Genomic DNA, 23,823 nt, shown 5'->3' with positions numbered 1-23,823 from the left:
CTCTTGCTTCGAGAGGCACTCGCCTTGCTGACCGCACGTGGCCCTTCATAGTTGAGCTGACCTAGTTGGGCAAACCCTACCTGCATCCCTGTTAGCAGGTCAAAACCGCCGTTTGCACGCCGTGGCGTCGAAAGACCGCAGCGGGTCGAGTGCTGCCGATCGCTCTCTACTGATTTCAGGTAACGGCAAATCCAACTGCCGCGAAGGGCAAGCGGGTGCGCTTCTAAAGCGGGTGCGCTTCTATTTAACGATCGACCTGGTAAAACGAAATCGACGAACGGATGAACGCCCACGCCGTGTCGCGGTCGAATCGACAAGTGTTCTGCGACTCGCCGGTGGAACGAATAAATCGCCATGCCACGCTGGCCGCCAGGAGCGCAATGCATGTCTCGCGTCTCGCCTCATCATATGAGGATTATCATGCGCAACTTTCTTCCTTCCCTGCTCGCATCCATCCTGTTCGGCTTCGCCGGCACCGTACATGCAACCCAGACCAACGACACCGCCAATTTGAGCGCCGCCAACGATCAGGTCAGGAGTGACCAGACCAGCGCCACCTCCTTCGCGTCGGGACAGGTCCAAACAGCGAATTCCACGGCGAACTTGCCGACCCTCAGCGCCGGCTTCCACGTTTCGATTTATGCCAATGTACCCGAACCGATGAAATTGTCGTTCGCGCCAGACGGGGCGCTCTACGTGGGTCGGCAGGGAGGAAGCAACAACCGGATTCACAAGGTGGAGCCCTGCGGCGGATCGGTGTCTGAGTTTGGCCCGCCCCAGGTTGACCCGGATGCAGTGCTGTTCGACGCCTCCGGACGGATAGGCGGCGTGCGCAATTCCGTGCTCGTCGGAGGCGGCGGCATTCTGGCCGCGATCTTCAAGGACCAAACATCCGCGGTGATATTCAATTCCGGCTTTGCCGATGTCGATGATATGAAGTTCGATCAACGAGGACGCCTGGTGTTTTCCGACGACTTCCCGCGGATCCTTGTGAGCAATGGCGGCTCTCCCACTGTATTGTTTTCCACCCCGAACCGGCCAAACAGTATCACGATCGCCGACGACAACCGGATCGTCCTGTCGATCGCCGACGGGACCATCCGGATTTACAACGCCGACGGGACAGTTGCGGACAATGCGTTTGCGACCGGCTTGGCCGGATTCAATACCTATCTCGCCTTCGGGCCTGCCGAAGGTGGTTTCGGAAAGGCGCTCTACGTATTGAATGGCACTGAACTGCTTACCTACAACAAGCGTGGTGAGGCTACAACGATTGGATCCGGCTTCAGTATCGGCCCCGCATCTGGCACCGGCTTTGTGTTCGGCCCTGATAAATCGCTCTACGTTTCCGATTATTACAATAACCGGATTCTCAAAATAACCAGGGGTGATCATGAAGGGCGGCATGAAGGCCCGCGTTGCCCGAACCGCTGAAAAAGATCTTCTTGCGCCGGACAGCGTCATGTCTGTCACCGGTGCATAGCGGTGTTACCCGGAGCCGGTATCAGGCTCGACAGATTCGCGGACGCCGGTTGTTCGACGTGACGAGCACGGCGGTGCCGGCCGTGCGCGCTTCGAGTTCGACGTAGAAGGCGCCGGCCTTCACGATGGCCGACAGGACGCCGCCCGCCTGGGCGGCGGCGGTCGCCTGGGAGACGTCCAGCGTTTTCATCGGATGACCTGTAAATGATGCTGCCACGGTTAACAATACATCGTGGCAGCACGTTCCGATCGGCACGTGTTGCCCCGGTCACGTAGCGCTGCAACCGGCCACTAGGGACGTTGGTCCGCGCTTACGCCAAGCCATTCAAAAGTCCGTTCTGCTTCTACAACGGTCGCTGTCGCGTTTTAGTTCGTACACATCTCGTAGACCGGGGTGAAGGTTAGTTACCCCGCGAGTACTGGTGTCGCACTGTCTACAGTCGGCTCGTGTATCGTAGCGCCGGGGACGCCTTGGGCAATGCCACGAATGTGTGACCGAACGTGCGAATCATCCGTTAGTCGGCCGCTCGGTCTTGGGGGGCGGCACAGGTTCGGCATTCGGTCAGCCCCGCGCGCTCTCGAACCTGACTTATGCCGCCCCTAGACATTGCGCGCACAGACCATGAGCAGGTCCACTTATCGGGAAGCCACTCCTTTCATTTTTCGAACCGACTCACAGACGCTAAACCTCTGTTGGACAGTCCGAACTGGACAGACTACGTTTTCTCTTTTACTGCCCTTTTTAGGGATACTGATTACCAATTTACGATCTTCGTACATGATCGGTACTTCATCTTTTCGTTTCGTTGCCCGCGCGTCGCCGCGTCGTCTGAAGCAAATTCAATAAAGGCGTACCCTTTCGCATGAGTGTGCCTGCGCGGTACTCGAAGGTCAACGATCTCACCTGGTTCCGAAAAAATTTCGAATAATTTCCGATTAGATGTCTCTGGCGGTCGGTTCCCAATAAAAATTCGACGGCGCTCAATGTCGGCCTCTTCAACAACCGACTCGTCCGCCTTAATTTCCTTGGTGCGCGTTCGTCGATCGATGTCGCTTTTCGCGGCTGCGCCGGCAGGCCTATTCGATAACGTGGATATTCCCGGTAGGGAAATTTCCTTTTCGATGCCAGTCTTTTTGCAACAGTTCGCTCGACTTCATTCTGAAGAATACCCATCTTAAGTAACGAGTCGACTAACTTCCGGTAATCTTCGGTGTCCACTATTCCGACAGCATCCCAAACGTTAGCGGCGGAAAAAATCCGACCGCCTTGGCACATCAGCACAATCGCCTTCTGTTTTCGATCGAGATCGAATGAGTCAAACTGACTCAGCCACAGCATATCTTTCGGCGAGTACATCGCCTTATTAGTAAGCGTAATGCCAAGCCGTCTGGGAACTAATCTCCGCTGCGGCGCTGTCATCGTCGCTCGATAGGAACACTGCTCTCCTACCGCCGTGTACGGCCGGATCCTGGCCAAGTACAGCAGCGACCAAATGATTGAAGCCCTTGACCAGTCTTCCGCCAGTGAAGGCGTTCGCGACGACCTTCGAAGACGGCTGTCCTCCCAGTTCCTCAGGGGGCACGCCGTAGGCATTGGTCACATCGACGATGGTCTTCCCCTGCCAGGTGGGCAGCGCCTTCGCGACGTCCCGGTGCGACTCGAAACGGACAGCCAAAAAAATGATGTCCGCTTTGACGGCATCCGCCAGTTTTTTGGGGATGATCGCAGGTCCAATCGCGGCCACATCGGATGCAAAGCTTTCGGGGTCGCGCGTGGTTGCAACGGATACTTCGATGTCGCTGCGGGCAAACGCCTTTGCAAGAGCTTGGCCGACCTTGCCGAAGCCGATAATTGCGTAGCTCATATATTCTCCTTTGGTTCACCACGCCCGACGGGCTCCGAATACCGAACGGAGTGACCGGCCGGGCGCGGCGTGTCAAATTTGCGCCAAGCCACCGTCGACGGCGACCTCGCTGGCGGTCATGAAGCTGCTGTCCTGCGACGCGAGAAAAGCAGCGACCGCCCCGATCTCCGCCGGATCGGCCATGCGCTGCAGCGGATTCATCGAGGCGAACGCCTTCATGCCTTCCTCGCCTAGTGCCTCCTTCGCGAGTTCGGTCGCCGTCGGCCCAGGCGACAGTACGTTGACCCGGATGCCAGTGCCTTTCAGGTCCTCCGCCCAAGTCCGCGCGAGGTTGCGCACTGCGGCCTTGCTCGCGCTATAGGCGCTGAATGCCGGGGCCCCCGTGGTGCCGGCGCTCGATCCGGTCAGGATTATCGAACCGCCTCGGCCCATCAGCGGCAACGCCTTCTGGATAGTGAAGATCAAGCCTTTCACGTTGGTATTGAAGATATCGTCAATGTGCTCGGCAGTGATCTTGCCGAGCGGAAGCGGGCTTCCGGCCCCGGCATTGGCGAAGACGATGTCGAGGGTTGCGCGCTCGGCCTTCACGGCCGCGTAGAGTCGGTCGAGGTCGGCCGGCTCGCAGACCGAGCCCTTCACCGCGCGGGCATTGGGCCCGAGGTCGGCCACAGCGGCGTCGAGCGCTTCTTGTCGGCGGCCGAAGATGAAGACGAAGGCGCCCTCTTCGATGAAGCGCTGTGCCGCGGCGCGGCCGATGCCGGTAGCGCCGCCGGTGATCACGGCGGTCTTTCCATTCAGTCTGGTCATGTCATGGATCCTTTCGTTGGGAGTTGCACAAGTATCCAGACCTGATTACATTAGGACAAGTATGCACTTTTTGGTAAGTACCAAAACATGACGACGTCCTCTCAAATTTGCGATACCGGCTGTGGGCTCAACGCCACCCTGCGCATCATCTCGGGCAAGTGGAAACCGCTGATCCTGTTTTTTTTGCGCGACGGCCCGAAGCGCTACGGCGAGCTCAAGCGCTTGACACAAGGCGTCAGCGACAAGGTGCTGATCCAGCAGTTGAAGGATCTGGAGGCCGATCGAGTGCTAGCGCGGACCGACTACAAGGAGGTGCCGCCGCGTGTCGACTACGCGCTGACCCCGCTCGGTCGCAGCCTGGCCGACGCGATCGTCCCGCTGTGCACTTGGGGAACCGAGAATGCGGCGGAAATGGCAAGCATCTTCGCCAAGCGCGACGCTTCGGGACAACCATCGCCGTGATTGCACATCGACCGTGCGCTTTGGGTCGGTTTGGTGCGCTCGCCGTCGGCCCGGATACGGCCATGAGCGTTCCCTTGCACTCTATCGGGAACGCCTGTTGACGAGCAGCAACCGCCATTCAGCAAGGCGGCAACCGACCATTTCCATCAGCTCCGATTGCCTTCTTTAAGGCCAGTCATTATGTGATCGAGGATCATTACTCATAGACGAGTCTCCAAACAATTGCGGAGCGCGCCTTACATGATGGAAAGTCGGCGGTAAGACGGCATCGGCGGCCCCTTCTTTCCGTAAAAAGGCCTGTGTATTGCTCCTTGCTGCCGGCTGACCGCCGTTGTGCGATCACTGGATCGGTGGCACCACGCCAAGCTTTTCGGCCAGCATTCTTTCGTAGACACCGAAGTGCAGATCAACCTCCTCCTGCGTCACTACGGTCACGAAAATATTGATCTGCGCGGGCTGCAGACCCAGGACCGTCGCGACCGCCGCTTCCAGTTGCGGCGCGCAAAGGCGGTCGTCGGCAAAGGTGGTGCCGACAGCAATTTCGTAAGCGGATTCCCGGTGGAATACCACTTCAACCAGGCGCGCACGGGCGCTCATATTGTTGTCGATCGCCAGCCGGATTACTTCGACCGCCGTGCGCATCGTCTCGGTCGGGAAACCCTTTGTTGAGCGCAGCCGGATCCGGTGTCGTCCCAGTGTCAGCCAGTCGTATTCGAATTCCATGGTGTCCTCGCATGGTCCGTCAGGGGTGTCGAGGAGGTAGGGATGCGGCCGGCCAAATTCAAGGGTAAAAAATGGCAACACCCTCTTGAAATTTTCGCGCAGGATTCCTATCTTAAATTCCGCTCAGGCAGTCGCGCGAGTAGTCTGGCGCGCTGCGTGTTTCTATTTGTTTGCCCGCAGCACGGCAGACGAACTGGAGCGCGTAGGCCGGTTCGTCTTCCTGCTGGTCTGAAGGAGGAAATGACCATGAGTGATCTCTACTTCGGGACCGACGTTTTCAGCGAGTTCGACCGTCTGCAACGGCAGATGGCGAGCCTCTTCGGCGGCTTCCCGTCCAGCATCCGTTCCGGGCGCTCCGGCGCGTTCCCGCAGGTCAACATCGGTTCGACTGACGACTCGATCGAGATCGTCGCGTTCGCGCCGGGTATCGATCCGGCGAACCTCGACGTATCCATCGACAAAGGGCTGTTGACCATCAGCGGCGAGCGCAGGACCGCACAGCCGGACGCGGCTGGCGACGACACGCGCACCTATGCGCAGGAGCGGTTCGTCGGCTCTTTCCGGCGCGTCATTGAACTGCCGCAGCACGCGGACCCCGACAACGTTAAGGCGCAATACACCAATGGCTGCCTGACCGTCAGCATCGGCAAGCGGGAGACATCCAAGCCGCGGGCCATCACCGTTCAATGAAACCCGTCGCAGAACTGAGGAGGACATCATGAACGACACCACAGAACTTGCCAGGAAAGACGAAAAGGCGGTGGCGCGGCGCGAAGACGAGCAGTCACAACGCCTGATCACGCTGACGCCGCCCGTGGACATCTTCGAGGATAGTCAGGGCATCACCCTGTGGGCGGATTTGCCCGGTGTGACAAAGGACCGGCTCGATGTAAAGGTGCACGATGGCAACCTGTACATCGAGGCAGAGGCAGTTGTACCCACGCCGGAGGGGCTGCGTCTGCATCACGCCGAGATCCGCCAGCCTCACTTCGCGCGGGCGTTCGCTCTTGGGGCTGACTTCGACCCAACGAAAATCGACGCAAACCTGAAGGACGGCGTGCTGAAGCTGACGATACCGCGCCGCGACGAAGCGCGGCCGCGGCGGATCGAAGTGCACACGACCTGAACCCGGCAGACGGGTGACAACGACAGGAGAAAACCCGGTGGCGGTCGTCTGGCCGCCGCCGTCCGATGTGGAGGCCAAGATGCAGGACAGCCGTCGGGGGCGCCGGAGTGAATCCCCGGTCAGCGTGTCGGCAATGCTGCTACGCCGGTCCCCGGACGGTCCGTTCGCTGCGCGGGCCAGGAGCGTCGACGGCGAGGCGACCACGGCAGCCGCGTACTGGCAGTCGGAAACATCAACGTTCACGCCACTGTTTCCGCCAAATGACCGGCATCCGGCTCTCCTGCCAGACGTGCCTTAAGGAGAACGCTACGATGAACACCGACCTGAAGAAGTGGAATCCTTTTAAATTCCTTCGCGGCGCCGGGCGCAAATCCGATGCGGACAGCCCGGAAGGCCAGCCGGCCACCGACCAGTGGCGCGCCTCCTGGCCTGACATACCGAGATTGTTCATGCGCGAACCGTGGCGCGTCGTGGAGGAGTTTTTTCACGACCCGTTCGCTGGCCGCGGCGCACTGGAACGATGGTTCGGGGACTTCAGTTCATCGCGCTTCCAGCCGCGCATCGACGTGGTCGACGAAGGAAAGGTTTTGCGTGTGACCGTCGAGCTGCCCGGCATGCAGCGGGAGGATGTGAGCGTCACCGTCGACGATGGGGCGTTCGTGTTGCGCGGCGAGAAAAAGCAGGATGTGCGCAGCGAGGAAGACGGATGCTACCGGCTCGAGCGCGCCCATGGCAGCTTCGTACGTACGATCCCGATGCCGGAGAACGCCGACCCCGATCATGCCCTGGCAAAGTTCGACAATGGTGTGCTCACGTTGACCGTGCCGAAGTCAGAGCCACCACGATCCGTGGGCCGCACGATTGATATCGGCTAGCCCGGACGCCAGCCTGAGCCCCGTCATCAAGGCTGATTCCGAACTTCGTCTCATGGACGGACGCAAGCGCGACGGTGTGATCGCGCTGTTCGCCAGAAAAGAATGGGGCCGGAGTAGTTCGCGACCACGAAAGGGCGCGAACTACTCATCAGGACCGGCGACGAGGTCAATGGCGACGGCAGTTCGCCATGAATCCGCACTCTTTTTGCGTAGCGGCCTCACGCACAGTTTGATAGGCATCGACTGCAATTCTCGCTCCGCAGTAAAACAACAATTACCGCCGGGCGACTGCGCCGCGCTACGGAGCCAGTCCTTTCAGTTGCGCTGTGTCTCCGCGTGTCCATCGCCGGCACGGCGCTGCGTCCGTCAGCTGTCGGCCGGCTGCAACGCGGCGCGCAACTGATCAAGCGTGAAGGGCTTGCGCAGCGCCGACCATTCGAAGTCAAACCTCTCGTGCTCCGGGACAACGTTTCCGGAAGCGAAAATAATCCGGAGTGCCGGGTGTGCGGAAGCCGCGCGTCGCGCGAGCTCGGTGCCCGACATGTCGGGCATGATGACGTCCGTGAAGAGGACGTCATAGTCGTCCGCTTCCAATGCATTGAGCGCCGCCGCCGCGCTTTCTGCGCGCTGCGGAGCCATCCCGAGCAACATCAGCAGCTCACAGGTTGCGTCCAGCGACGCAACGTCGTCTTCCACGACCAGGATGCGCAGGCCTTCACCGTCTCCGGCTGGCCCGACACCCTCCCTTGGACGCGTACGGGCCGCACCCGCTCCGGTTGCTTCGATATTGCTGTTACCGAGTACCTGCCGCACCTTGGCGGCAAGCTGCCGACGGCTGTAGGGCTTGCTCAGCAGTTCCACGCCGGCATCGAGCCGGCCACCATGCACGATCGCGTTCTGGGTATAACCCGACGTAAAAAGCACCTTCAGCCCGGGCAACATCTGGACTGCCCTTCTGGCCATTTCCGGACTGCGCAGTGCGCCGGGCATCACCACGTCGGTAAACAGCAGATCGATATGTACGCCGCTCGCCACGACGGTCAGCGCCTGCTCGGCGTCGTTGGCCTTGAGCACCGCATAGCCGAGACCGCTGAGAAGTTCAACGACTGTCGACTGGACCTTCAGATCGTCCTCCACGACGAGGATGGTCTCGCTGCCATGCTTGAGGACGCCCCCGGTGCTACGTCTGGCCTCAACCGCCGTGCCGGTTGAGCGGGGCAGATAGATCCTGACTGTCGTTCCCTCACCGACCTCGCTATAGAGCCGGATATGGCCGCCACTCTGCTTGACGAAGCCGTAGGCCATGCTCAGGCCGAGGCCCGTGCCACGGCCCTCCGGCTTCGTGCTGAAGAACGGGTCAAAAGCGCGCTCCATCACTTCCCGGCTCATGCCCGTCCCCGTGTCCGTGACCGCCAGCATCACATACTGCCCGGCTGAGACGTCGGCAAGCGCTAAAACGTACTCATCGTCAAGCGTCGCGTTGGCGAGTTCAAGTGTGAGCTTACCGCCGTCCGGCATCGCGTCGCGCGCATTGATGGCCAGATTCAGTATCACGTTTTCAAGCTGATGGGGATCGGCGATGGTATTCCACAGGCCGCCGGCAACGACGGACTCAATCTCGACCCTCTCGCCCAGTACCCGCCGCAAGAGGTCGTCCAGCGCCTGAAGCTGACGCGCGGGGTTGATGACGACGGGTTCAAGGGGCTGCTGGCGACCGAAGGCCAGCAGCTGTGACGCGAGCTTCGCGCCGCGATCAACCGCGTCAAGCGCGTTACCCAGCCGCTCAGCGCTCCAGTCGTCGCGGCCGTGCCGGCTTTCGAGCAGTTCCAGATTGCCCCGCATTACCTGGAGAACATTGTTGAAGTCGTGCGCCACGCCGCCCGTCAGTTTGCCCAAGGCCTCCATCTTCTGTGCCTGGAACAGGGCTTTCTGCGTTTGCTCGAGCTGCTCGCTGGCGCGCCGTCGCTCGGTGATATCGCGCGTGATCTTTGCAAATCCGACCAGCTCACCGTTTTCATGAATGGCGTCTATCACGACATGCGCGAAGAAACGGCTTCCGTCGCTGCGCACGCGCCACCCCTCGGCCTCGAAACGTCCCTCCCGTCGTGCCGTGTCCAGGCCCCGGAAGGGGACGCCCGCCGCGACATCCTCCGGGGTGTAGAACCGGGAAAAATGCGAACCGACAATCTCGTTTTCGGCGTACCCCTTGATGCGTCGAGCGCCGGCATTCCAGCTCGTGATGTGCCCGTCGGGCGACAGCATAAAAATGGCGTAGTCGGTTACACCCTGGACCAGAAGACGGAAGCTGCGCTCGCTTTCGAGCACCGCGTCGTGAGCGGCCTTCTTGTCACTGACGTCGCGGACCACCTTGCCAAAACCGATAAGCTCGCCGCCGCTGTCGCGCAGCGGTGTCATGACGACGTTCGCCCAGAACGACGTGCCATCCTTGCGCACTCGCCAGCCCTCCGCGACATAACGCCCGCCCTCGGTGGCGGCGCGCAGGGCGGCCTCGGGCGCGCCCACGGCACGCTCGGCCTCGGGGTAAAAAAGGGAGAACGACCGACCAATAATTTCGTCGGGGCGATAGCCCTGAATGCATTCGCCGCCTGGGTTCCATGTGAGCACAGTACCTTCGCGAGAAAGGGCGAAGATGGAGTAGTCTTGAGTGGACTCGGCCCAAAGCCGGAGCCACGCAGAGCTGAAGGCGTCGGATTGCGGGTCAACGTGGTTCATCTTCATCTGATCAACCTGGTAACGCCGGTCAGCGGCGCGGCGGGATTAAATCCGACGTAGCAGCAATAAGCGAGCCTGGCGTGCGCGCTGCGCGTTGCCGTGCTGCGGCTCTGGCTGAACGGCAGTGAGGCTGAACCGCGAGAACTGGACGACCTGGTCCGTTTTAACGAAGCGATCGATCAGGCGCTGACCGAGTCGGTCAGCTTTTTCAGCAGTCAGGTTGAGCGGTCGCGCAACCTGCTCCTGGGCATGCTCGGGCATGACATGCGCGGTCCCCTGCAGACGATCCAGATGACCGCGTACCATCTCGCAAACTCAACGATGGCCAGGAAATCTCCGCCGCCGCGGCACGGTTGATCAGGAGCGGAGCGCGGATGCAGGGACTGCTCGATGACATGCTGGATTTCAGCCGCACGAAGCTCGGTCTCGGTATCCGGGTAGCGCCTGCGCCCGTTGAGGTGGCGGCTCTGGTCGCCGACGAACTGGACCAGCTACGGGCTGCGCACGGAACGCAAAGAATCGAATTCGGTGTGACAGGGGACACCCGCGCAGTCTGCGACGGCCGGCGAATCCAGCAGGCGCTCGGCAACCTGGTGGCCAACGCGATCAAGTATGGACAGCCGACAGCCGCAGTGCAGGTGGCGCTCACCGGTGGGGATTCGGAGATATCGATCGAGGTCAGGAACCGCGGGCCGGCGATACCGCCGTCTACCCTTCGTCGCATATTCGAGCCGCTTGAGCGCGGCGCGGGTAGCCAAAGCCGCGCTGGGTCGCAGGACGGCCTCGGTCTGGGACTCTTCATTACCCGAGAGATCGCCCGTGCTCACGGCGGCGAAGTAGACGCACGCTCCGACGCATCCGAAACCGTATTCGTCGTTCGGCTACCTCGCCGCGGTCCCGACATACAGATGGAGAGCGCTAACGCCAGGTAACTTCAGACTTGCTGAGGCCGCCAACGTCCTGCTCCTCCATTTCACCTAAAACCTGAAACTCGCGCGGCGACAGGGCCGAAGGAGTCGCGAGCGGATCGACCACCGGCTCCACCGGTCTGTATAGCAAGGCCCTTCGTGACCATGGGTGGGAGCGAACACGAATCAGCAGTGCCCCCATACGTCCGACCGGGCGCCGCGGCGGAATGGCTGCTTTGGAGCGCGGCGGCAACATTCGCATACGCTGGCTGAGGGCGGGAAGGGTCGACTGCTGTCCGACGGGGACTTCAATGGCCGACCACGCCGGCCAGTCCATGTCGGACCGGGTTCGGGCCACTTTCTGCCACTCGCCTAAGCCTCGCAGAGGTCACTCGAACGGCTGGTCTACCCCGAAATCGGTCCGATGCGGGCACGCGCTGGTCGGCCATTGCCGAGATTGGGCCGGGTGGGTGCAACGTCAGCAATGTGGCTGATTGCCGACCTTCAACGGGCTCCACGGGTAACACCGAGTGTCCCATCGCTGCCAACGCCGCGGCATCACGGCCCATGCCGGCGCCCAGGTCGAGGATGAGCGATGGCGCGGCCGGTATGAGATGCATCACCGGCCGGCGGGGTCCGTCAACGATGTTTCGCCCCGCTGGTTGGCCAGGGCAGCCGCGTGTTCTGCATAACCTTCAGTTCCAGGAATGTCGCTTGACATTGTTAGCGGTGGCGCTGTGTAATCATCGTGGTGTGTCGGATGGTTTTTCCTGGCCGCTCAGTGCCTCACGCAAAAGAGCATCGACCGATAAATCATTCCCGCCCGCGATCAACAATGCGCGAGCCTGAACCGCCGTTCGAAATTTCGCCCTTGCACGAGCCGTTTCCAAGGTACAGCCGTCTCATCAAAGTCGAGTTAGCGGGCGATTCCGTGCGCTGCCGAACAGACGCAGTTTGATTTAGCGCCCGTAATCCCCGCTCGGATGTCTTCGTTTCCAAGGCCGTCGCCAGCAAAGCGGGAGCCCGGCTAGATTTCGATGAGGGTGAATACAGGTTCGCGAGTGATGACCGATATACTTGGCCCTTTTTTCCAAATCACGGGTCACCCGTCTCCGATCGATTGGGGTTGCACGCCTGGATCAGGTCTTCCGCATAACCCACTACTTCACAGGATGGCAATATGTCGCTTCGTATCAACGACGTCGCTCCCAACTTCACTGCGCGCACCACTCAGGGCACCATTGATTTCCACGACTGGATTGGGGATCAATGGGCCATCCTGTTCTCGCACCCGAAGGATTTCACGCCGGTTTGCACCACTGAACTGGGGTACATGGCAAGGATCGAGCCGGAGTTCACACGGCGCAACGCCAAGCTGATCGGCCTCTCGGTCGATGCAGTCGAAGACCATGCCAAATGGGCCGCAGATATCGAAGAGACTCAGGGAGCCGCCGTCAAGTATCCGATGATCGGGGACACCGATCTGGCCGTGGCCAAGCTATACAACATGCTCCCGGCCGATGCGGGCGATACGAGCGAGGGGCGCACCGCGGCCACCAACGCCACCGTGCGCTCTGTCTTCATTATCGGGCCTGACAAGAAAATCAAGCTGATGCTGACCTATCCGATGACCACTGGCCGCAACTTCGACGAAATCCTGCGCGTGCTCGACTCGATGCAGCTGACCGCGAAATACAAGGTGGCCACGCCGGTCAACTGGAAGCAGGGCGAGGACGTGATCATCACGCCCGCCGTCAGCAACGAAGAGGCGGAGCAGTCCTTCCCCGGCTTCAAGACCATCAAGCCGTATTTGCGCACCACCCCGCAGCCGGACTGAACACAGGCAAGGCGGCCCGTGCCGGGCCGTCTTGCGTTCCCCCCTCGGAGGTCCGCGATGATCTTTCGCCAGCTCTTCGACGCTGCCTCCTCCACCTATACCTACTTGCTGGGCGACAGCAGCGAAGCGTTGCTGATCGACCCCGTGTACGAGCAGGTGCCGCGGGACATGGCGCTGCTGCAGGAGTTGGGCCTGCGGCTGCCGACTACGCTCGACACCCACGTACACGCCGACCACGTGACCGGCGCATGGCGCTTGCGTCAATCTTGCGGCAGCCTGATCGCACTCGCCGCAGTCGTCGGCGCCGAGGGAGTGAACCGGCCGCTGCGGCACGGCGATCGCATCGACTTCGGCAGGCGCCATTTGACCGTACGCGCAACGCCCGGCCATACCAATGGCTGCCTGACTTATGTTCTGGACGACCAGAGCATGGCCTTTACCGGCGACAGCCTGCTGATTCGCGGCTGTGGCCGCACCGATTTCCAGCAAGGTAGCCCACAGCAGCTGTTCGCCTCCGTGCGCGGGCAGATCCTGACATTGCCCGACGACTGCCTGCTCTATCCTGCGCACGACTATCGCGGCATCACCGTCACCAGCGTGGCCGAGGAGAGGCGCTTCAACCCGCGCCTCGGCGGCGACGTGGATGTCGGCGACTTCACGGGCCATATGGACAACCTGAATTTGCCCCATCCCAAGCTGATGGCCGCGGCGGTGCCCGCCAACCTGCGTTGCGGACAACCGGAGGGCGACGCGGCTGCGGCGCAAGCGCCGGACTGGGCGCCGTTGACGCTGCGCTTCAGTGGAGTGTGGGAGATCGAGCCCATGGCACTGCTGCAGTATGCGGCGACGCTACAGATCGTTGATGTGCGCGAGGCGCGGGAGTTTATCGATCGTCTGGGCCATCTGCCAGGTGCAAAGCTGGTGCCACTCTCGCAGTTGATGAGCCGGCTGGATGAACTGGATCGCGAGCGTCCGGTTGTGGTCGTGTGCCGCTCGGGGGTCCGCTCGGCCCAGGCTAGCGTGCTGCTGACCAAGGCAGGCTTTGGCAAGGTGGCCAACCTCGCCGGCGGCATGCTGCGCTGGAACACAGAGGGACTGCCGGCGGCGTCGGGCAGCGCTTGACAGTCTGTGTTGACCGACGTGGTCAGAACGTCAAGGACCGCACTCCAGACTCGCCACTCAGCTCGAGTCAGGGCGAAAGGCTGCGGTGGATCCTACGTGAGCTTGCGATGAGGTCGTCACCTGACGGTGCACCACCTTAGCGGTAGCTCCACAAACGTCGCCCGCTCGAGGCCGCTAGGCCCTTGCTGCATGTGCACGGTGGCTGCAGTACCGAGCCGGCGATCGGTTGACGAAATCGAACCGGCCTCGGGCGAGAAAAACGGGTATCGGAATGGGTTGAATTCCGCATCCCCCGACAGCCTAAACCGCCGACAGTGTGCCATGTAGCGGAACCCAGCCTCACCACTCGGGTCAGCCACGTATCTCCAATAAACCTCGCGCAGTCCAATTAAAGTCGCGCTGCCTTGCGCGTGGACTACCCGATGACACGCCGGTAACAGCGACAACAGTGGAATTCGACATGACCAGCTCCCTTCAGGTGAATTGATGGTGTTTTTAACTGCCCGCGTCGAGCGCGTCCTGCAGCGTTTGCTCGGAAGGCTGCGCCTGCTCATGCCGATCTTTGCGCAAGCCAGCGATACCGCCGGGTCGAATCCTGAACCAGATCGAATACATCGCCGGCAGGAAGACCAGGGTCAGAATCGTCCCGGCGAACGTACCGCCGATCAGCGTGTAGGCGAGGGTTCCCCAGAACACCGAATGGGTCAGCGGGATGAAAGCGAGGATCGCCGCCATGGCCGTCAGGATCACCGGTCTGGCACGCTGCACGGTGGCTTCGACGACCGCATGGAACGGATCCAGCCCCGCCTGCTCGTTCTGGTGGATCTGTCCGATCAGGATCAGCGTGTTGCGCATCAGGATGCCCGATAGCGCGATGAGGCCGACCAGCGCATTGATGCCGAACGGCTGCCGGAACAGGATCAACGTCGGCACCACCCCGATCAAGCCCAGCGGGCTCGTCAGGAACACCATCACCATGGCGGAGATCGAGCGCACCTGGAAGATGATGATGATGAGCGTAACCGCCAGCATGATCGGGAAGAACGGCAGCATGGCGGTCGTCGCTTTAGCCGATTCCTCGATGGAGCCCGCCTCTTCGATACGGTAGCCGGTCGGCAGCCGGGCCATGATGGGCTGAAGCTGCTTCGTGATCGCCGTCGATACGTCCGGCGGCTGAAGATTGTCGGCAATGTCGCCCCGTACCGTGATCGTCGGCACGCGGTCCCGCCAGCGCATGATGGGTTCCTCCATGCGCACGTCGACCTTGCCCACCTGCGACAGCGGAATGCGTTGCCCGTTCGCGCCAGCCAGCGTGAAATCGCCGATCCGGGCCGGATCGAGCCGCACGTCGCCGGCCGAACGCGCCATGACCTGCACGGTTCGAATATCCTCACGCACGGCGGTGACCGGCACGCCGCTGAGCAGAAACTGCAGCTGCTGCGCCACGGCGCTGGAGGTCAGCCCCACGGCCTGCAAGCGATCCTGCTGCAAGGTGAAATGCAGCGTGGGCGTGCGCGTGCCCCAGTCGGCGTTGACCGTGCGCATCATCGGGCTGGCCTCCATCCCCTGCTCAACTTCTCCCGCAATACCGCGCAGCCTGTCCGGGTCCGGACCAGAGATACGGTAGGCGACCGGGTACGGCGAATATGGACCGAACACGAGTTGCGTGACCCGCACGCGCGCCTGCGGGGCGAGTCCGCCCGCGATGGCCTGACGCAGTCGCTGCTTCAATGCGTCGCGCTCATCCTGGCTGTCCGTGCGCACCACGATCTTGGCAAACGACGGATCGGGCAGTTCCGGTCCCATCGCCAGGTAAAAGCGCGGCGCACCCTGCCCGACGTAGGCGGTGACGATCTTCGCTTCCTTCTGCTTCGCGAGCCACGCTTCGACTTTCTCTGTGGCAGCGCTGGTTTGCGAGATCGACGTGCCATAGGGCATCTGCACCTCGACCAGCACTTCGGGACGGTCGGAGATCGGGAAGAACTGTTTCTTGACGACCGCCATACCGAGGATGGCGAAGGCGAAGAGGCCCACGACGGAACCGGCGACCAGCCATTTGCGCGCGATGACGCGCGTGAGCAGCTGACGGAAGCGGTTGTAGCGCGGCGTGTCGTAGATCGCGTCGTGACCGCCTTCGACCTTTTTGAAGTCGGGCAGCATCTTCACACCCAGGTAGGGCGTGAAGACCACCGCGACGACCCACGATGCGATCAGTGCGATGCCGACGATCCAGAACATGTTGCTGGTGTATTCTCCGGCCGTGGAGCGCGCGAAGCCATTGGGCATGAAGCCGACGGCGGTCACCAGCGTGCCCGCCAGCATCGGCGCGGCCGTATGACTCCACGCGTAGGCGGAGGCGGCGATGCGGCTGTAGCCTTCCTCCATCTTTACCACCATCATTTCGATCGCGATGATCGCGTCGTCCACGAGCAGGCCGAGCGCGAGGATCAGCGAGCCGAGCGTGATGCGGTCGAAGTTCTTGCCGGTGGCGGCCATCACGACGAACACCACCGCGAGTGTCAGCGGTACGGCCGCGGCAACGACGAGGCCCACCCGCCAGCCCATGCTGACGAAACTCACCAGCATGACCACCAGCAGCGCAACGAAAAACTTCACCATGAACTCGTCGACCGCCGAATGAATGTTGACGGCCTGATCGGTGACCTTGGTCAGGCTCATGCCCAGCGGCAGCCCGGCGTTGATGGCGCCGACCTCGCTGTCCAGCGCCTTGCCGAGATCAAGCCCGTTCCAGCCGTCGCGCATCACGATACCCAGCAGCAGTGCAGGTTCGCCGTTGTTGCGGATCATGAACGTCGCCGGATCTTCATAACCACGCGTCACGGTGGCAATGTCCGACAGCTTCAGCGTGCGGCCCTGCGCGACGACCGGCGTGTCGCGGATCTTCTGCAGGTTGTCAAAGGCACCGTCCAGGCGAATGAACACCTCCGGACCTTTGGTCTCCACGGAGCCGGCCGGCGTCAGGGCGTTCTGACCGTTGAGCGCGGCGAACACGTCCTGGGGGCTCACGCCCAGCGTTGCCAGCCGGTCATGTGAGAGTTCGACATAGATTCTCTCCGACTGCTCGCCGATGATGTTGACCTTCTTCACGCCCGGCACGTGGAGCAACCGCTGGCGCTGCGTCTCGGCATCGCGCACCAGCAGGCGCTGCGGTTCGCCCCTGGCCTTCAGTGCGAAGAGGGCAAACGTGACATCCGAGTATTCGTCGTTGACCATCGGCCCGATCACGCCAGCCGGCAGGTTGGCTGCCTCGTCGCTGATCTTCTTGCGGGCCTGGTAGAACTGTTCCTGTACTTCCGACGGCGGCGTGCTGTCGAGCAGGGTCAAGGTCGTGAAGGCGAGGCCTGGTCGCGTATAGGTCTCGGTCCGGTCGTACCAGCGCAGCTCCTGCATGCGCTTTTCGAGCTTCTCGGCGACCTGATCGTGCATTTCCTGCTCGGTCGCCCCGGGCCACGCGGTGATGATGGTCATCACCTTGACCGTGAACGCCGGGTCTTCCGCCCGGCCCAGCTTGAAGAACGAAACAAGCCCGGCCAGTGAGATCAGGCAGATCAGGAACAGGGTGATGGAGCGCTCGCGCACGGCGAGCGCCGACAGGTTGAAACGGCCTTCGCTCACGGACGGACTCCCTCGGACGCGACGGCGACGGCTTGACTCGTCAGCCGGACCTGCTCGCCTTCGCGCAGCAGCTGCGCGCCGAGCGCGACGATCCGGTCGCCTTGCTTCAATGTACCTGACACGCGAGCGCTGTCGTCGTCCAGGTGAAGGACCGTCACCGGCCGCCACGCAACCTTGGCCGGCTCGCCGTTTATCACCCACACGCCCGCGCCCTTGCCCGCGTCGAGCACCGCGCCAATCGGCACCTGCAAACCGTCTTGCACCGCAGAACGCGCGTCCGGAATCTGGACCGTCACCGTGGCGCCCAATGGGGCGTCGGCCAGTTCTCCCTGCAGGACATACCGCGCTTCAAAGGTCCGCGTGCGGGGATCTGCCGCATCCGACAGCTGACGTAGCGTCGCCGGCACGGTGCTGCCGCTGCTGCCGAAAAGCGTCGCCTGGGCGACCGAGCCAATCGCGGGACGCAGGGTTTCGGGTAGCTGGATGACAGCCTCGCGACGCCCGGCGTGAGCGAGGCGCACGACAGGCTGTCCGGCGCTGACGACCTGACCGGGTTCGGCCAATGTTTCCATCACAACGCCATCGCCGTCCGCCATCAGCCCGGCATAGCCCGTCGCATTGCGCGCCACGTCGGCGTCAGCTTCGGCCGCATTGAGCTGCGCCCTGGCGGCATCGGCGGCCGCCTTGGCCTGGTCGTAGGCCGACGCCGAGATCGCACCGGTGCCGCGCAGGTCGCGATAGCGCTCCTCATCCTGCGCGGTCTGCTGCGCCCGTGCCCGCGCGGCGGTGACCGCCTCCTGCCGGGCCTGCGCGGCAAGCTTGAGATCGATCGGGTCGAGGCGCATCAGCGGCTGACCGCGTTTGACGGTTTGGCCGGCATCCACCAGCCGTTCCAGCACCTTGCCCGAAACACGGAAACCCAGGTCGCTCTGCACGCGTGCCGCGACGGTCCCCGTCAACGAACGGGACGCGGGGACGGCGCGCTGAACGACGGCCATGCGCACCAGTGGGGCTTCGGTGCGCGGATCGGGCAGTGTTTTTTCGCCGCAGGCCGCTAGCGCAAACGGCAGCGCACAGGCGAGTGCGGAAGTGGCGAGGCGACGCGAGAACATGAAAGTCCCATCGATGAGTGATGACGGCTTCCATTATGGTTCTAGTAACCAAATTAGTCAATGGTCACAACCGAAATTTCCATCAAGGCGACAGACTGCGGAGCACGAGACTGGACAGTTGTGCAGGCGCGACCCTGGTGTAATCGAAGCTGTACTGCAGCAGCATTGGGTTAAGGTAGGGGCGCATCACCAGATAGATCGCCATCGCAGTCTCATCGAGGGGTGTTTTGCGCTCGAAGTCCCCGCTTTGCCGACCCGCCTGGAGGACGTCCCGAAGCAACTTCTGGACGCGCTCTTCATACGCAAGCACCGACTGCCAGTTCTCCGTGGCCGCCGATGCGGCAATCTCGTAGAGCTTGCGGTCCTGGAAAAACAGACGGAGGCTCGCTTCGGTGAAGACGCTGAACATCCGCCGCAGCTGCTCTGGCGGCAGATCGGTCTGTGCGACGGCCGCCCTGACTTCGGTTTCGATCTGGTGCAGGCAGTTGGCGCAGATCATCTCGCCAATGGCCTGCTTGGATTCGAAGAACTTGTAGATGTAGGCCTTGGAAAAACCGACGGCCTTCGCGAGGTCTGAGACCGTCGTTTTCTCGTAGCCATACCGGCTGAAGTGCTCGGTGGCGGCGACAACGATCTGATCCCGTACCTCGTGGTCAGCGGGGCCGCGCGCCGGGATGGGGGAAGTGGTGGCTTTTTTCATGGGTAGAGCATACAGGAATGGACAACCAGTGACTATTTGGTATTATAGTCACAACCGGAACCCTTGCGAAGACGCTCATGCTACCCAAACCCATCCTTGCCGCGGTTATTGTCGCCAGTCTTTCGGCTGGCTGCGCTGTAGGCCCCGATTATGTCCGGCCCAACATAGCCATGCCCGAGCAGTTCCAGGGCCAGGCCGCGGTGGATCACCGGCACGCGGCGGCCAGTGCCGACCTTGTCACGTGGTGGACGGGTTTCGATGATCCTCAATTGACACGATTCGTCACGCTCGCGCTGGAACAGAACCTGGACCTCGCCCAGGCCGCCGCTCGCGTCTCGCAGGCGCGCGCGGGACTTGGCGCGGCGAATGCCGCGCTGCTGCCGTCCGGCAATGTCAGCGGCCAGGCGGCGCGAGTCTACCAGTCGGTCGAAACCCCCCTGGGGCGAGTCCTGAATTCCACGCCCGGTTTCGATCGCTACGGCAATGATTACGAGGCTAATTTCAACGCGAGCTGGGAACTGGATGTGTTTGGTGGCCTGCGTCGCGGGCGGGAAGCGGCACTTGCCGAATACCAGGCTTCGGAAGCCGGCGCGGCGGCCACGCGCCTGGCAGTGGCGGCGCAGACTGGCGACATTTACATCACGATTCGTGGATTGCAGGCCCGTCTGAAGGTTGCCCGACAGCAGGTGCAGACACAGCAGGATCTGCTTTCGACCATCAACCTCCTGTATAGCAAAGGATTGGCGGCCGACCTTCAGGTGAGCCAGGCCGAAGGTGCGCTATCCCAGGTTCAGGCATCTGTCCCGGTCCTCGAGGCGGGTCTGGATGCAGCGATGAACGCGCTGGATGTGATGCTGGGCTCACAGCCCGGCACGCATCGGGCCGAACTGGTCGACGCTGGTGACATCCCGGTCGCCCCGCGGATCGCGGACACAGGATCCCCGGGAGAGTTGCTCAGGCGCCGGCCCGACCTGATCGCGGCCGAGCGTCGCCTTGCTGCATCGAACGCGCGCATCGGCGTGGCCGTCGCCGAGTATTACCCTAAGGTGTCGCTCAGCGGACTGCTCGGCAGCGCCACCTCGGTGGCCAGCGGCAACCTGTTCAGTACCGGCGCCAATCAGGCCGCTGGCGTGCTGGGGCTGCGCTGGCGTCTGTTCGATTTCGGCCGCATCAATGCGCAGATCGAGCAGGCCAAGGGGCAGCAGGCGGAAGTGCTGGCCGCGTATCGGCTCGCCGCGCTTCATGCAACCGAAGACGTCGAGAACTCATTCTCGGCACTCGTCAAGCGGGAGGCACAGGCGGTGGTACTCGCCCAGGGAGTGAACTCGCTCGGCCGGGCGCGAGCCGCCTCGTTCGCGGCCTATCAAAAAGGCGTAGTCAGCCTGATCGAAGTCTTGCAGGCCGACGACAACCTGCTACGCGCCTCCGATGAGCGGGTGCAGGCGCAAACGGAATCCGCACGCGCAGCCGTTGCTGCCTTCAAGGCGCTCGGCGGCGGATGGCAACCGCGCGAATCCGAAGCGGTCGCCATCAAATAGCAGCCCTAAGCACCCAACGATTTGCCAGGAGCGTGGATTCTGGCCATCGTTCTTTGCCATATGAGCGCTTTGCCGCATGCCACACAAACGAATGACGCGAGCAGAAAGCCGCGAGCGAACCCGGCGGCGCCTGCTCGACGCAGCAGCGTCGAGCATCGCCGAAAAGGGGTTTGCTGCGACCAGCGTGGAGGATATCGCAGCCCAGGCCGGCTATAGCCGCGGCGCGTTTTACTCGAACTTCAGCAGCAAGAGCGATCTATTCGTCGAACTGCTCCGTCTCGATCACCAGAACATGCAAAAAAACTTGCAGACGCTGCGAGACGCCGCACCGTCCAGCGAAAACCTGCAAGAACAGCTCACCTTGTTATATGCGCAGTGCTATCGCGACGATAACAACTACATCGTCTGGGCTGAGGCACGTTTGCATGCCACGCGTGATGCGAAATTCCGACAGCATGTGCATGCCCTATGCCTGCAAAAGCGCGACATGGTCGCGTACTTCATCGAGCAGTTATGCAAGCGCCTCAACATACAGTTGCCGGGTCCTTTCGCCGACCACGCGCTCGCCGTTATCGCATTGATCGACGGCATCCTCTGCTTCAACATGACAATGCCCAATGATCTGTCGGACGCTTCGGCCGAAACGACTTTGTGCCGCGTATTTACAAGGATGTTCTGCAATGCATCAGTCTTGACTGGAACATAGTTTGTTCACGCGACTTGTCGACCTCGATAGCGTGCTGCAGGAATTCAAAGAGACACGTCTTTGCGAGACGCGCGAGTGCGGCGACAGCGGGAACTATCCGTGCTGCCTCATTGCCTCATTCGATGCTCTGCATTACTGCCTGAAGCCAGCGCCCGAGGTAGGCCGCAAACTTCCTGTCTGCTGCAAGGTGTCGATGAACGCTCGCACCTTGGCACTCAGCAATCGCCGCGAGCTGTAGAGTGCCCAGATCTCGACGGGCGGACCTGCTTCGAGACCAAGCTGCACGAGCTTCCCCGCATGCACGTCCTGCTCGACCAGCAGACCCGGCAGCAGCGCGGCGCCCGCACCGTCGAGCACGGCTTCACGCACCATCAGTAACGACGACATGCGCAAGACCGGCGCGGGCGCGATCGTGCGAGTCATGCCGTTCTTCATCTCGATCTGCCAGCGCGCATTGACAGGCGTATTGCTCATCAATATCGCAGGCAATTCGAGGAGCGCTCGGGAATCGCTCGGCGCGCGCGGAATCGACAGACCGGGTGGCGCGACGAGCACGCGGCGGTCCGTCGCAATGCATCGTCCGACGAGCAGCGCATCCTGCGGCGGATTGATGCGTAGCACGAGATCGAAGCCGTCCTGTACAGGGTCGGCGATGCGGTCTTCGGCGACGATCTCCAGTTCCACTTGTGGATGGGCCAACGCATATCGCGATGCGATGCGGCTCAGCACGACCTGACCGAATACTAGTGGCGCGCTGACACGCAATCGCCCGCTCGGCACCGGTGCGCGCGCGGCGACGGCTTCGCCCGCTTCGACGATTTCTGCGAGCAGGCCTCGCGTGCGTTCATGGAGCGCGTGACCTTCTTCGGTCAGCCGAAGCATGCGCGAGCCACGTTCGACGAGACGCACGCCCAGATCCGTTTCGAGTTCCGCGACGTGACGCGAAAGCGTCGCCTTGGGACGTCCGAGCGCCCGACTCGCTGGGCCGAAGCCCTTATGTTCGGCTACGGCGTTGAAGTCGGCTAAAGCGGCGAGATCCATAGACGTTCCACTGACGAGACAGATGGTCTCGATTATCGGGCTTTCGACCCGCGCATGGAACGGCTATCGTTGTTTCTGCCGGGCCCGACAAACGACGGCCCTTCACGTATCCAAGGACAAACAACATGACAATTCTGGTCACGGGCGCCACGGGCGTCGTCGGTTCGCAAGTCATCGCGCATCTTCAAAACGAAGGGGCAGACGTGCGCGCGCTCACGCGCTCGCCGGAGAAGGCGAAGTTCGAAGGCAGCGTTGTGCCGATCAAAGGCGAGCTCTCCGACATCGCCGCAATGCGCGCGGCGATGAAAGGCATCGACACACTATTCCTGCTCGCGCCGAACGCAGCCGACGAACTGACGCAAGCGCTTCAGGCGATGAGCATTGCGCGCGAAGCGGGCGTGAAGGGCATCGTTTATCTGTCGGTATTCAAGGGCGCCGAATACGTCGACGTGCCGCACTTCGCGAGTAAGCACACGGTCGAACGGATGATCGAAGGGATGGATTTACCCGTGACGGTGTTGCGTCCCGCGTACTTCATCCAGAACGATGTCCGTCAGAAAGAGGCGCTGCTCGGGCACGGCATCTACGCCATGCCGATCGGCAGTAAAGGCATTTCGATGGTGGATGTGCGCGACATCGGCGACGCAGCCGCGCGCGAACTGCTGCGCCGCGAGCGATCCGCCGCATCCTTGCCTCGCGTGACGTTCGAACTCGTCGGTCCCGATGCGCTCACCGCAGATTCGATCCTCGCAATCTGGGCGGACGTCTTGCAACGCCCCATCCGTTATGCGGGCGACGATCTCGATGCGCTCGAAGCGGGGCTCAAACAGGTATCGCCGGACTGGCTCGCGTACGACTTGCGCTTGATGATGCGGCGCTACCAGCAGGACGGCGCAGTGGCGACATCGACGGAAATCGACGCGCTCACCGCGCTATTGGGCCGCGCGCCGCGTTCGTATCGGGATTTCGCGGAAGCAACCGCGAAAGAATGGGCATCGAGTTAAAGCGGCGACCATGGAGGCGGCGCTTCGATTCGAACGCGTCACATCGCCGCCTTGAGATTGCGTTACACGCCGGCGTTCCGTCGTATGGCAGCGCGCTACGAAAGCCGCCCTCGGCAGATTCGCCCGCGCACTGGAAGTCTTCTCTC

The 23,823-nt window shown here is 62.0% G+C and carries 21 protein-coding genes; 12 read left to right on the top strand and 9 right to left on the bottom strand.

From position 1 onward, the window contains the following. The first annotated feature begins 420 nt into the window (after positions 1 to 420). Positions 421 to 1,434 (top strand): hypothetical protein, encoded by a 1,014-nt coding sequence (locus B0G69_RS06945; protein ID WP_121316225.1) that lies wholly within the window; start codon positions 421 to 423, stop codon positions 1,432 to 1,434. A 70-nt stretch (positions 1,435 to 1,504) separates the two neighbouring features. On the opposite strand, the gene B0G69_RS40965 is transcribed toward B0G69_RS06945, so the two are convergent. The 3 genes from B0G69_RS40965 to B0G69_RS06930 form a co-directional block, all read right to left on the bottom strand. After that, complete coding sequence (locus B0G69_RS40965; protein ID WP_158608925.1) at positions 1,505 to 1,672, bottom strand: hypothetical protein; 168 nt, start codon at positions 1,670 to 1,672, stop codon at positions 1,505 to 1,507. A 1,174-nt stretch (positions 1,673 to 2,846) separates the two neighbouring features. Continuing rightward, positions 2,847 to 3,347, bottom strand: a complete 501-nt coding sequence (locus B0G69_RS06935) for an NAD(P)-binding domain-containing protein (protein ID WP_199731150.1) — start codon at positions 3,345 to 3,347, stop codon at positions 2,847 to 2,849. A gap of 72 nt (positions 3,348 to 3,419) precedes the next feature. Next, positions 3,420 to 4,154 carry an SDR family oxidoreductase gene (locus tag B0G69_RS06930; protein WP_121316224.1) on the bottom strand — a complete coding sequence of 245 codons (735 nt, stop codon included), beginning with the start codon at positions 4,152 to 4,154 and terminating at the stop codon, positions 3,420 to 3,422. Between the two features lie 87 nt (positions 4,155 to 4,241). On the opposite strand from B0G69_RS06930, the gene B0G69_RS06925 reads away from it, so the two are divergent. Next, positions 4,242 to 4,616, top strand: a complete 375-nt coding sequence (locus tag B0G69_RS06925) for a helix-turn-helix domain-containing protein (RefSeq protein WP_121316223.1) — start codon at positions 4,242 to 4,244, stop codon at positions 4,614 to 4,616. A gap of 339 nt (positions 4,617 to 4,955) precedes the next feature. On the opposite strand, the gene B0G69_RS06920 is transcribed toward B0G69_RS06925, so the two are convergent. Then, positions 4,956 to 5,339, bottom strand: coding sequence for a hypothetical protein (locus tag B0G69_RS06920; protein ID WP_121316222.1), 384 nt, complete (start codon positions 5,337 to 5,339; stop codon positions 4,956 to 4,958). A gap of 246 nt (positions 5,340 to 5,585) precedes the next feature. On the opposite strand from B0G69_RS06920, the gene B0G69_RS06915 reads away from it, so the two are divergent. The 3 genes from B0G69_RS06915 (at position 5,586) to B0G69_RS06905 (ending at position 7,340) form a co-directional block, all read left to right on the top strand. After that, positions 5,586 to 6,029 (top strand): Hsp20/alpha crystallin family protein, encoded by a 444-nt coding sequence (locus B0G69_RS06915; RefSeq protein ID WP_121316221.1) that lies wholly within the window; start codon positions 5,586 to 5,588, stop codon positions 6,027 to 6,029. A gap of 28 nt (positions 6,030 to 6,057) precedes the next feature. Continuing rightward, on the top strand, positions 6,058 to 6,465 hold the full coding sequence (locus B0G69_RS06910; RefSeq protein ID WP_121316220.1) for an Hsp20/alpha crystallin family protein: 408 nt from the start codon (positions 6,058 to 6,060) through the stop codon (positions 6,463 to 6,465). A gap of 311 nt (positions 6,466 to 6,776) precedes the next feature. Next, positions 6,777 to 7,340: an Hsp20/alpha crystallin family protein gene (locus B0G69_RS06905; protein WP_121316219.1), complete on the top strand. Its 564-nt coding sequence runs from the start codon at positions 6,777 to 6,779 to the stop codon at positions 7,338 to 7,340. 366 nt (positions 7,341 to 7,706) lie between these two features. Here B0G69_RS06905 and B0G69_RS06900 read toward each other — a convergent pair whose 3' ends face one another. Continuing rightward, positions 7,707 to 10,079: a PAS domain S-box protein gene (locus B0G69_RS06900; RefSeq protein ID WP_241991272.1), complete on the bottom strand. Its 2,373-nt coding sequence runs from the start codon at positions 10,077 to 10,079 to the stop codon at positions 7,707 to 7,709. Positions 10,080 to 10,172: 93 nt separating this feature from the next. Here B0G69_RS06900 and B0G69_RS41720 point away from each other — a divergent pair, with 93 nt between their 5' ends. The 4 genes from B0G69_RS41720 to B0G69_RS06885 all read left to right on the top strand — a co-directional run bounded on the left by B0G69_RS41720 (position 10,173) and on the right by B0G69_RS06885 (position 13,940). Next, complete coding sequence (locus B0G69_RS41720; RefSeq protein WP_241991271.1) at positions 10,173 to 10,430, top strand: hypothetical protein; 258 nt, start codon at positions 10,173 to 10,175, stop codon at positions 10,428 to 10,430. A 17-nt stretch (positions 10,431 to 10,447) separates the two neighbouring features. After that, positions 10,448 to 11,005 carry a HAMP domain-containing sensor histidine kinase gene (locus B0G69_RS06895; protein WP_241991270.1) on the top strand — a complete coding sequence of 186 codons (558 nt, stop codon included), beginning with the start codon at positions 10,448 to 10,450 and terminating at the stop codon, positions 11,003 to 11,005. 1,156 nt (positions 11,006 to 12,161) lie between these two features. Beyond that, complete coding sequence (locus B0G69_RS06890) at positions 12,162 to 12,818, top strand: peroxiredoxin (RefSeq protein WP_121316218.1); 657 nt, start codon at positions 12,162 to 12,164, stop codon at positions 12,816 to 12,818. A gap of 57 nt (positions 12,819 to 12,875) precedes the next feature. Next, on the top strand, positions 12,876 to 13,940 hold the full coding sequence (locus tag B0G69_RS06885; RefSeq protein WP_121316217.1) for an MBL fold metallo-hydrolase: 1,065 nt from the start codon (positions 12,876 to 12,878) through the stop codon (positions 13,938 to 13,940). Positions 13,941 to 14,435: 495 nt separating this feature from the next. Here the strand turns inward: B0G69_RS06885 and B0G69_RS06880 are convergent, their stop codons facing one another. The 3 genes from B0G69_RS06880 to B0G69_RS06870 all read right to left on the bottom strand — a co-directional run bounded on the left by B0G69_RS06880 (position 14,436) and on the right by B0G69_RS06870 (position 19,388). Then, positions 14,436 to 17,576: an efflux RND transporter permease subunit gene (locus B0G69_RS06880; protein ID WP_121316216.1), complete on the bottom strand. Its 3,141-nt coding sequence runs from the start codon at positions 17,574 to 17,576 to the stop codon at positions 14,436 to 14,438. After that, complete coding sequence (locus B0G69_RS06875) at positions 17,573 to 18,688, bottom strand: efflux RND transporter periplasmic adaptor subunit (protein ID WP_121316215.1); 1,116 nt, start codon at positions 18,686 to 18,688, stop codon at positions 17,573 to 17,575. Before B0G69_RS06875 ends, B0G69_RS06880 begins: the two co-directional genes overlap by 4 nt. Before the next feature lie 82 nt (positions 18,689 to 18,770). Beyond that, positions 18,771 to 19,388: a TetR/AcrR family transcriptional regulator gene (locus B0G69_RS06870; protein WP_121316214.1), complete on the bottom strand. Its 618-nt coding sequence runs from the start codon at positions 19,386 to 19,388 to the stop codon at positions 18,771 to 18,773. Between the two features lie 77 nt (positions 19,389 to 19,465). On the opposite strand from B0G69_RS06870, the gene B0G69_RS06865 reads away from it, so the two are divergent. Both B0G69_RS06865 and B0G69_RS06860 read left to right on the top strand, forming a co-directional pair. Further along, positions 19,466 to 20,926, top strand: coding sequence for a TolC family protein (locus B0G69_RS06865; protein ID WP_121316213.1), 1,461 nt, complete (start codon positions 19,466 to 19,468; stop codon positions 20,924 to 20,926). Between the two features lie 76 nt (positions 20,927 to 21,002). Next, entirely contained in the window at positions 21,003 to 21,632 is a 630-nt protein-coding gene (locus B0G69_RS06860; protein WP_277873509.1) for a TetR/AcrR family transcriptional regulator, read from the top strand. Positions 21,633 to 21,764: 132 nt separating this feature from the next. On the opposite strand, the gene B0G69_RS06855 is transcribed toward B0G69_RS06860, so the two are convergent. Continuing rightward, a complete protein-coding gene (locus B0G69_RS06855; RefSeq protein ID WP_121316211.1) occupies positions 21,765 to 22,673 on the bottom strand; it encodes a LysR family transcriptional regulator in 909 nt (302 codons plus the stop codon). Positions 22,674 to 22,798: 125 nt separating this feature from the next. Between B0G69_RS06855 and B0G69_RS06850 the strand changes: the two genes are divergently transcribed. Then, positions 22,799 to 23,677 (top strand): NmrA family NAD(P)-binding protein, encoded by an 879-nt coding sequence (locus B0G69_RS06850; protein WP_121316210.1) that lies wholly within the window; start codon positions 22,799 to 22,801, stop codon positions 23,675 to 23,677. The last annotated feature ends 146 nt before the right edge of the window (positions 23,678 to 23,823 follow it).

Origin of the sequence: Paraburkholderia sp. RAU2J (assembly GCF_003634845.1) — a bacterium.
In the GTDB taxonomy this organism is placed as follows: domain Bacteria; phylum Pseudomonadota; class Gammaproteobacteria; order Burkholderiales; family Burkholderiaceae; genus Paraburkholderia; species Paraburkholderia fynbosensis.
The sequence above is the reverse complement of the archived record's forward strand: the minus strand, read 5'-3'. Positions and strand labels throughout refer to the sequence as shown.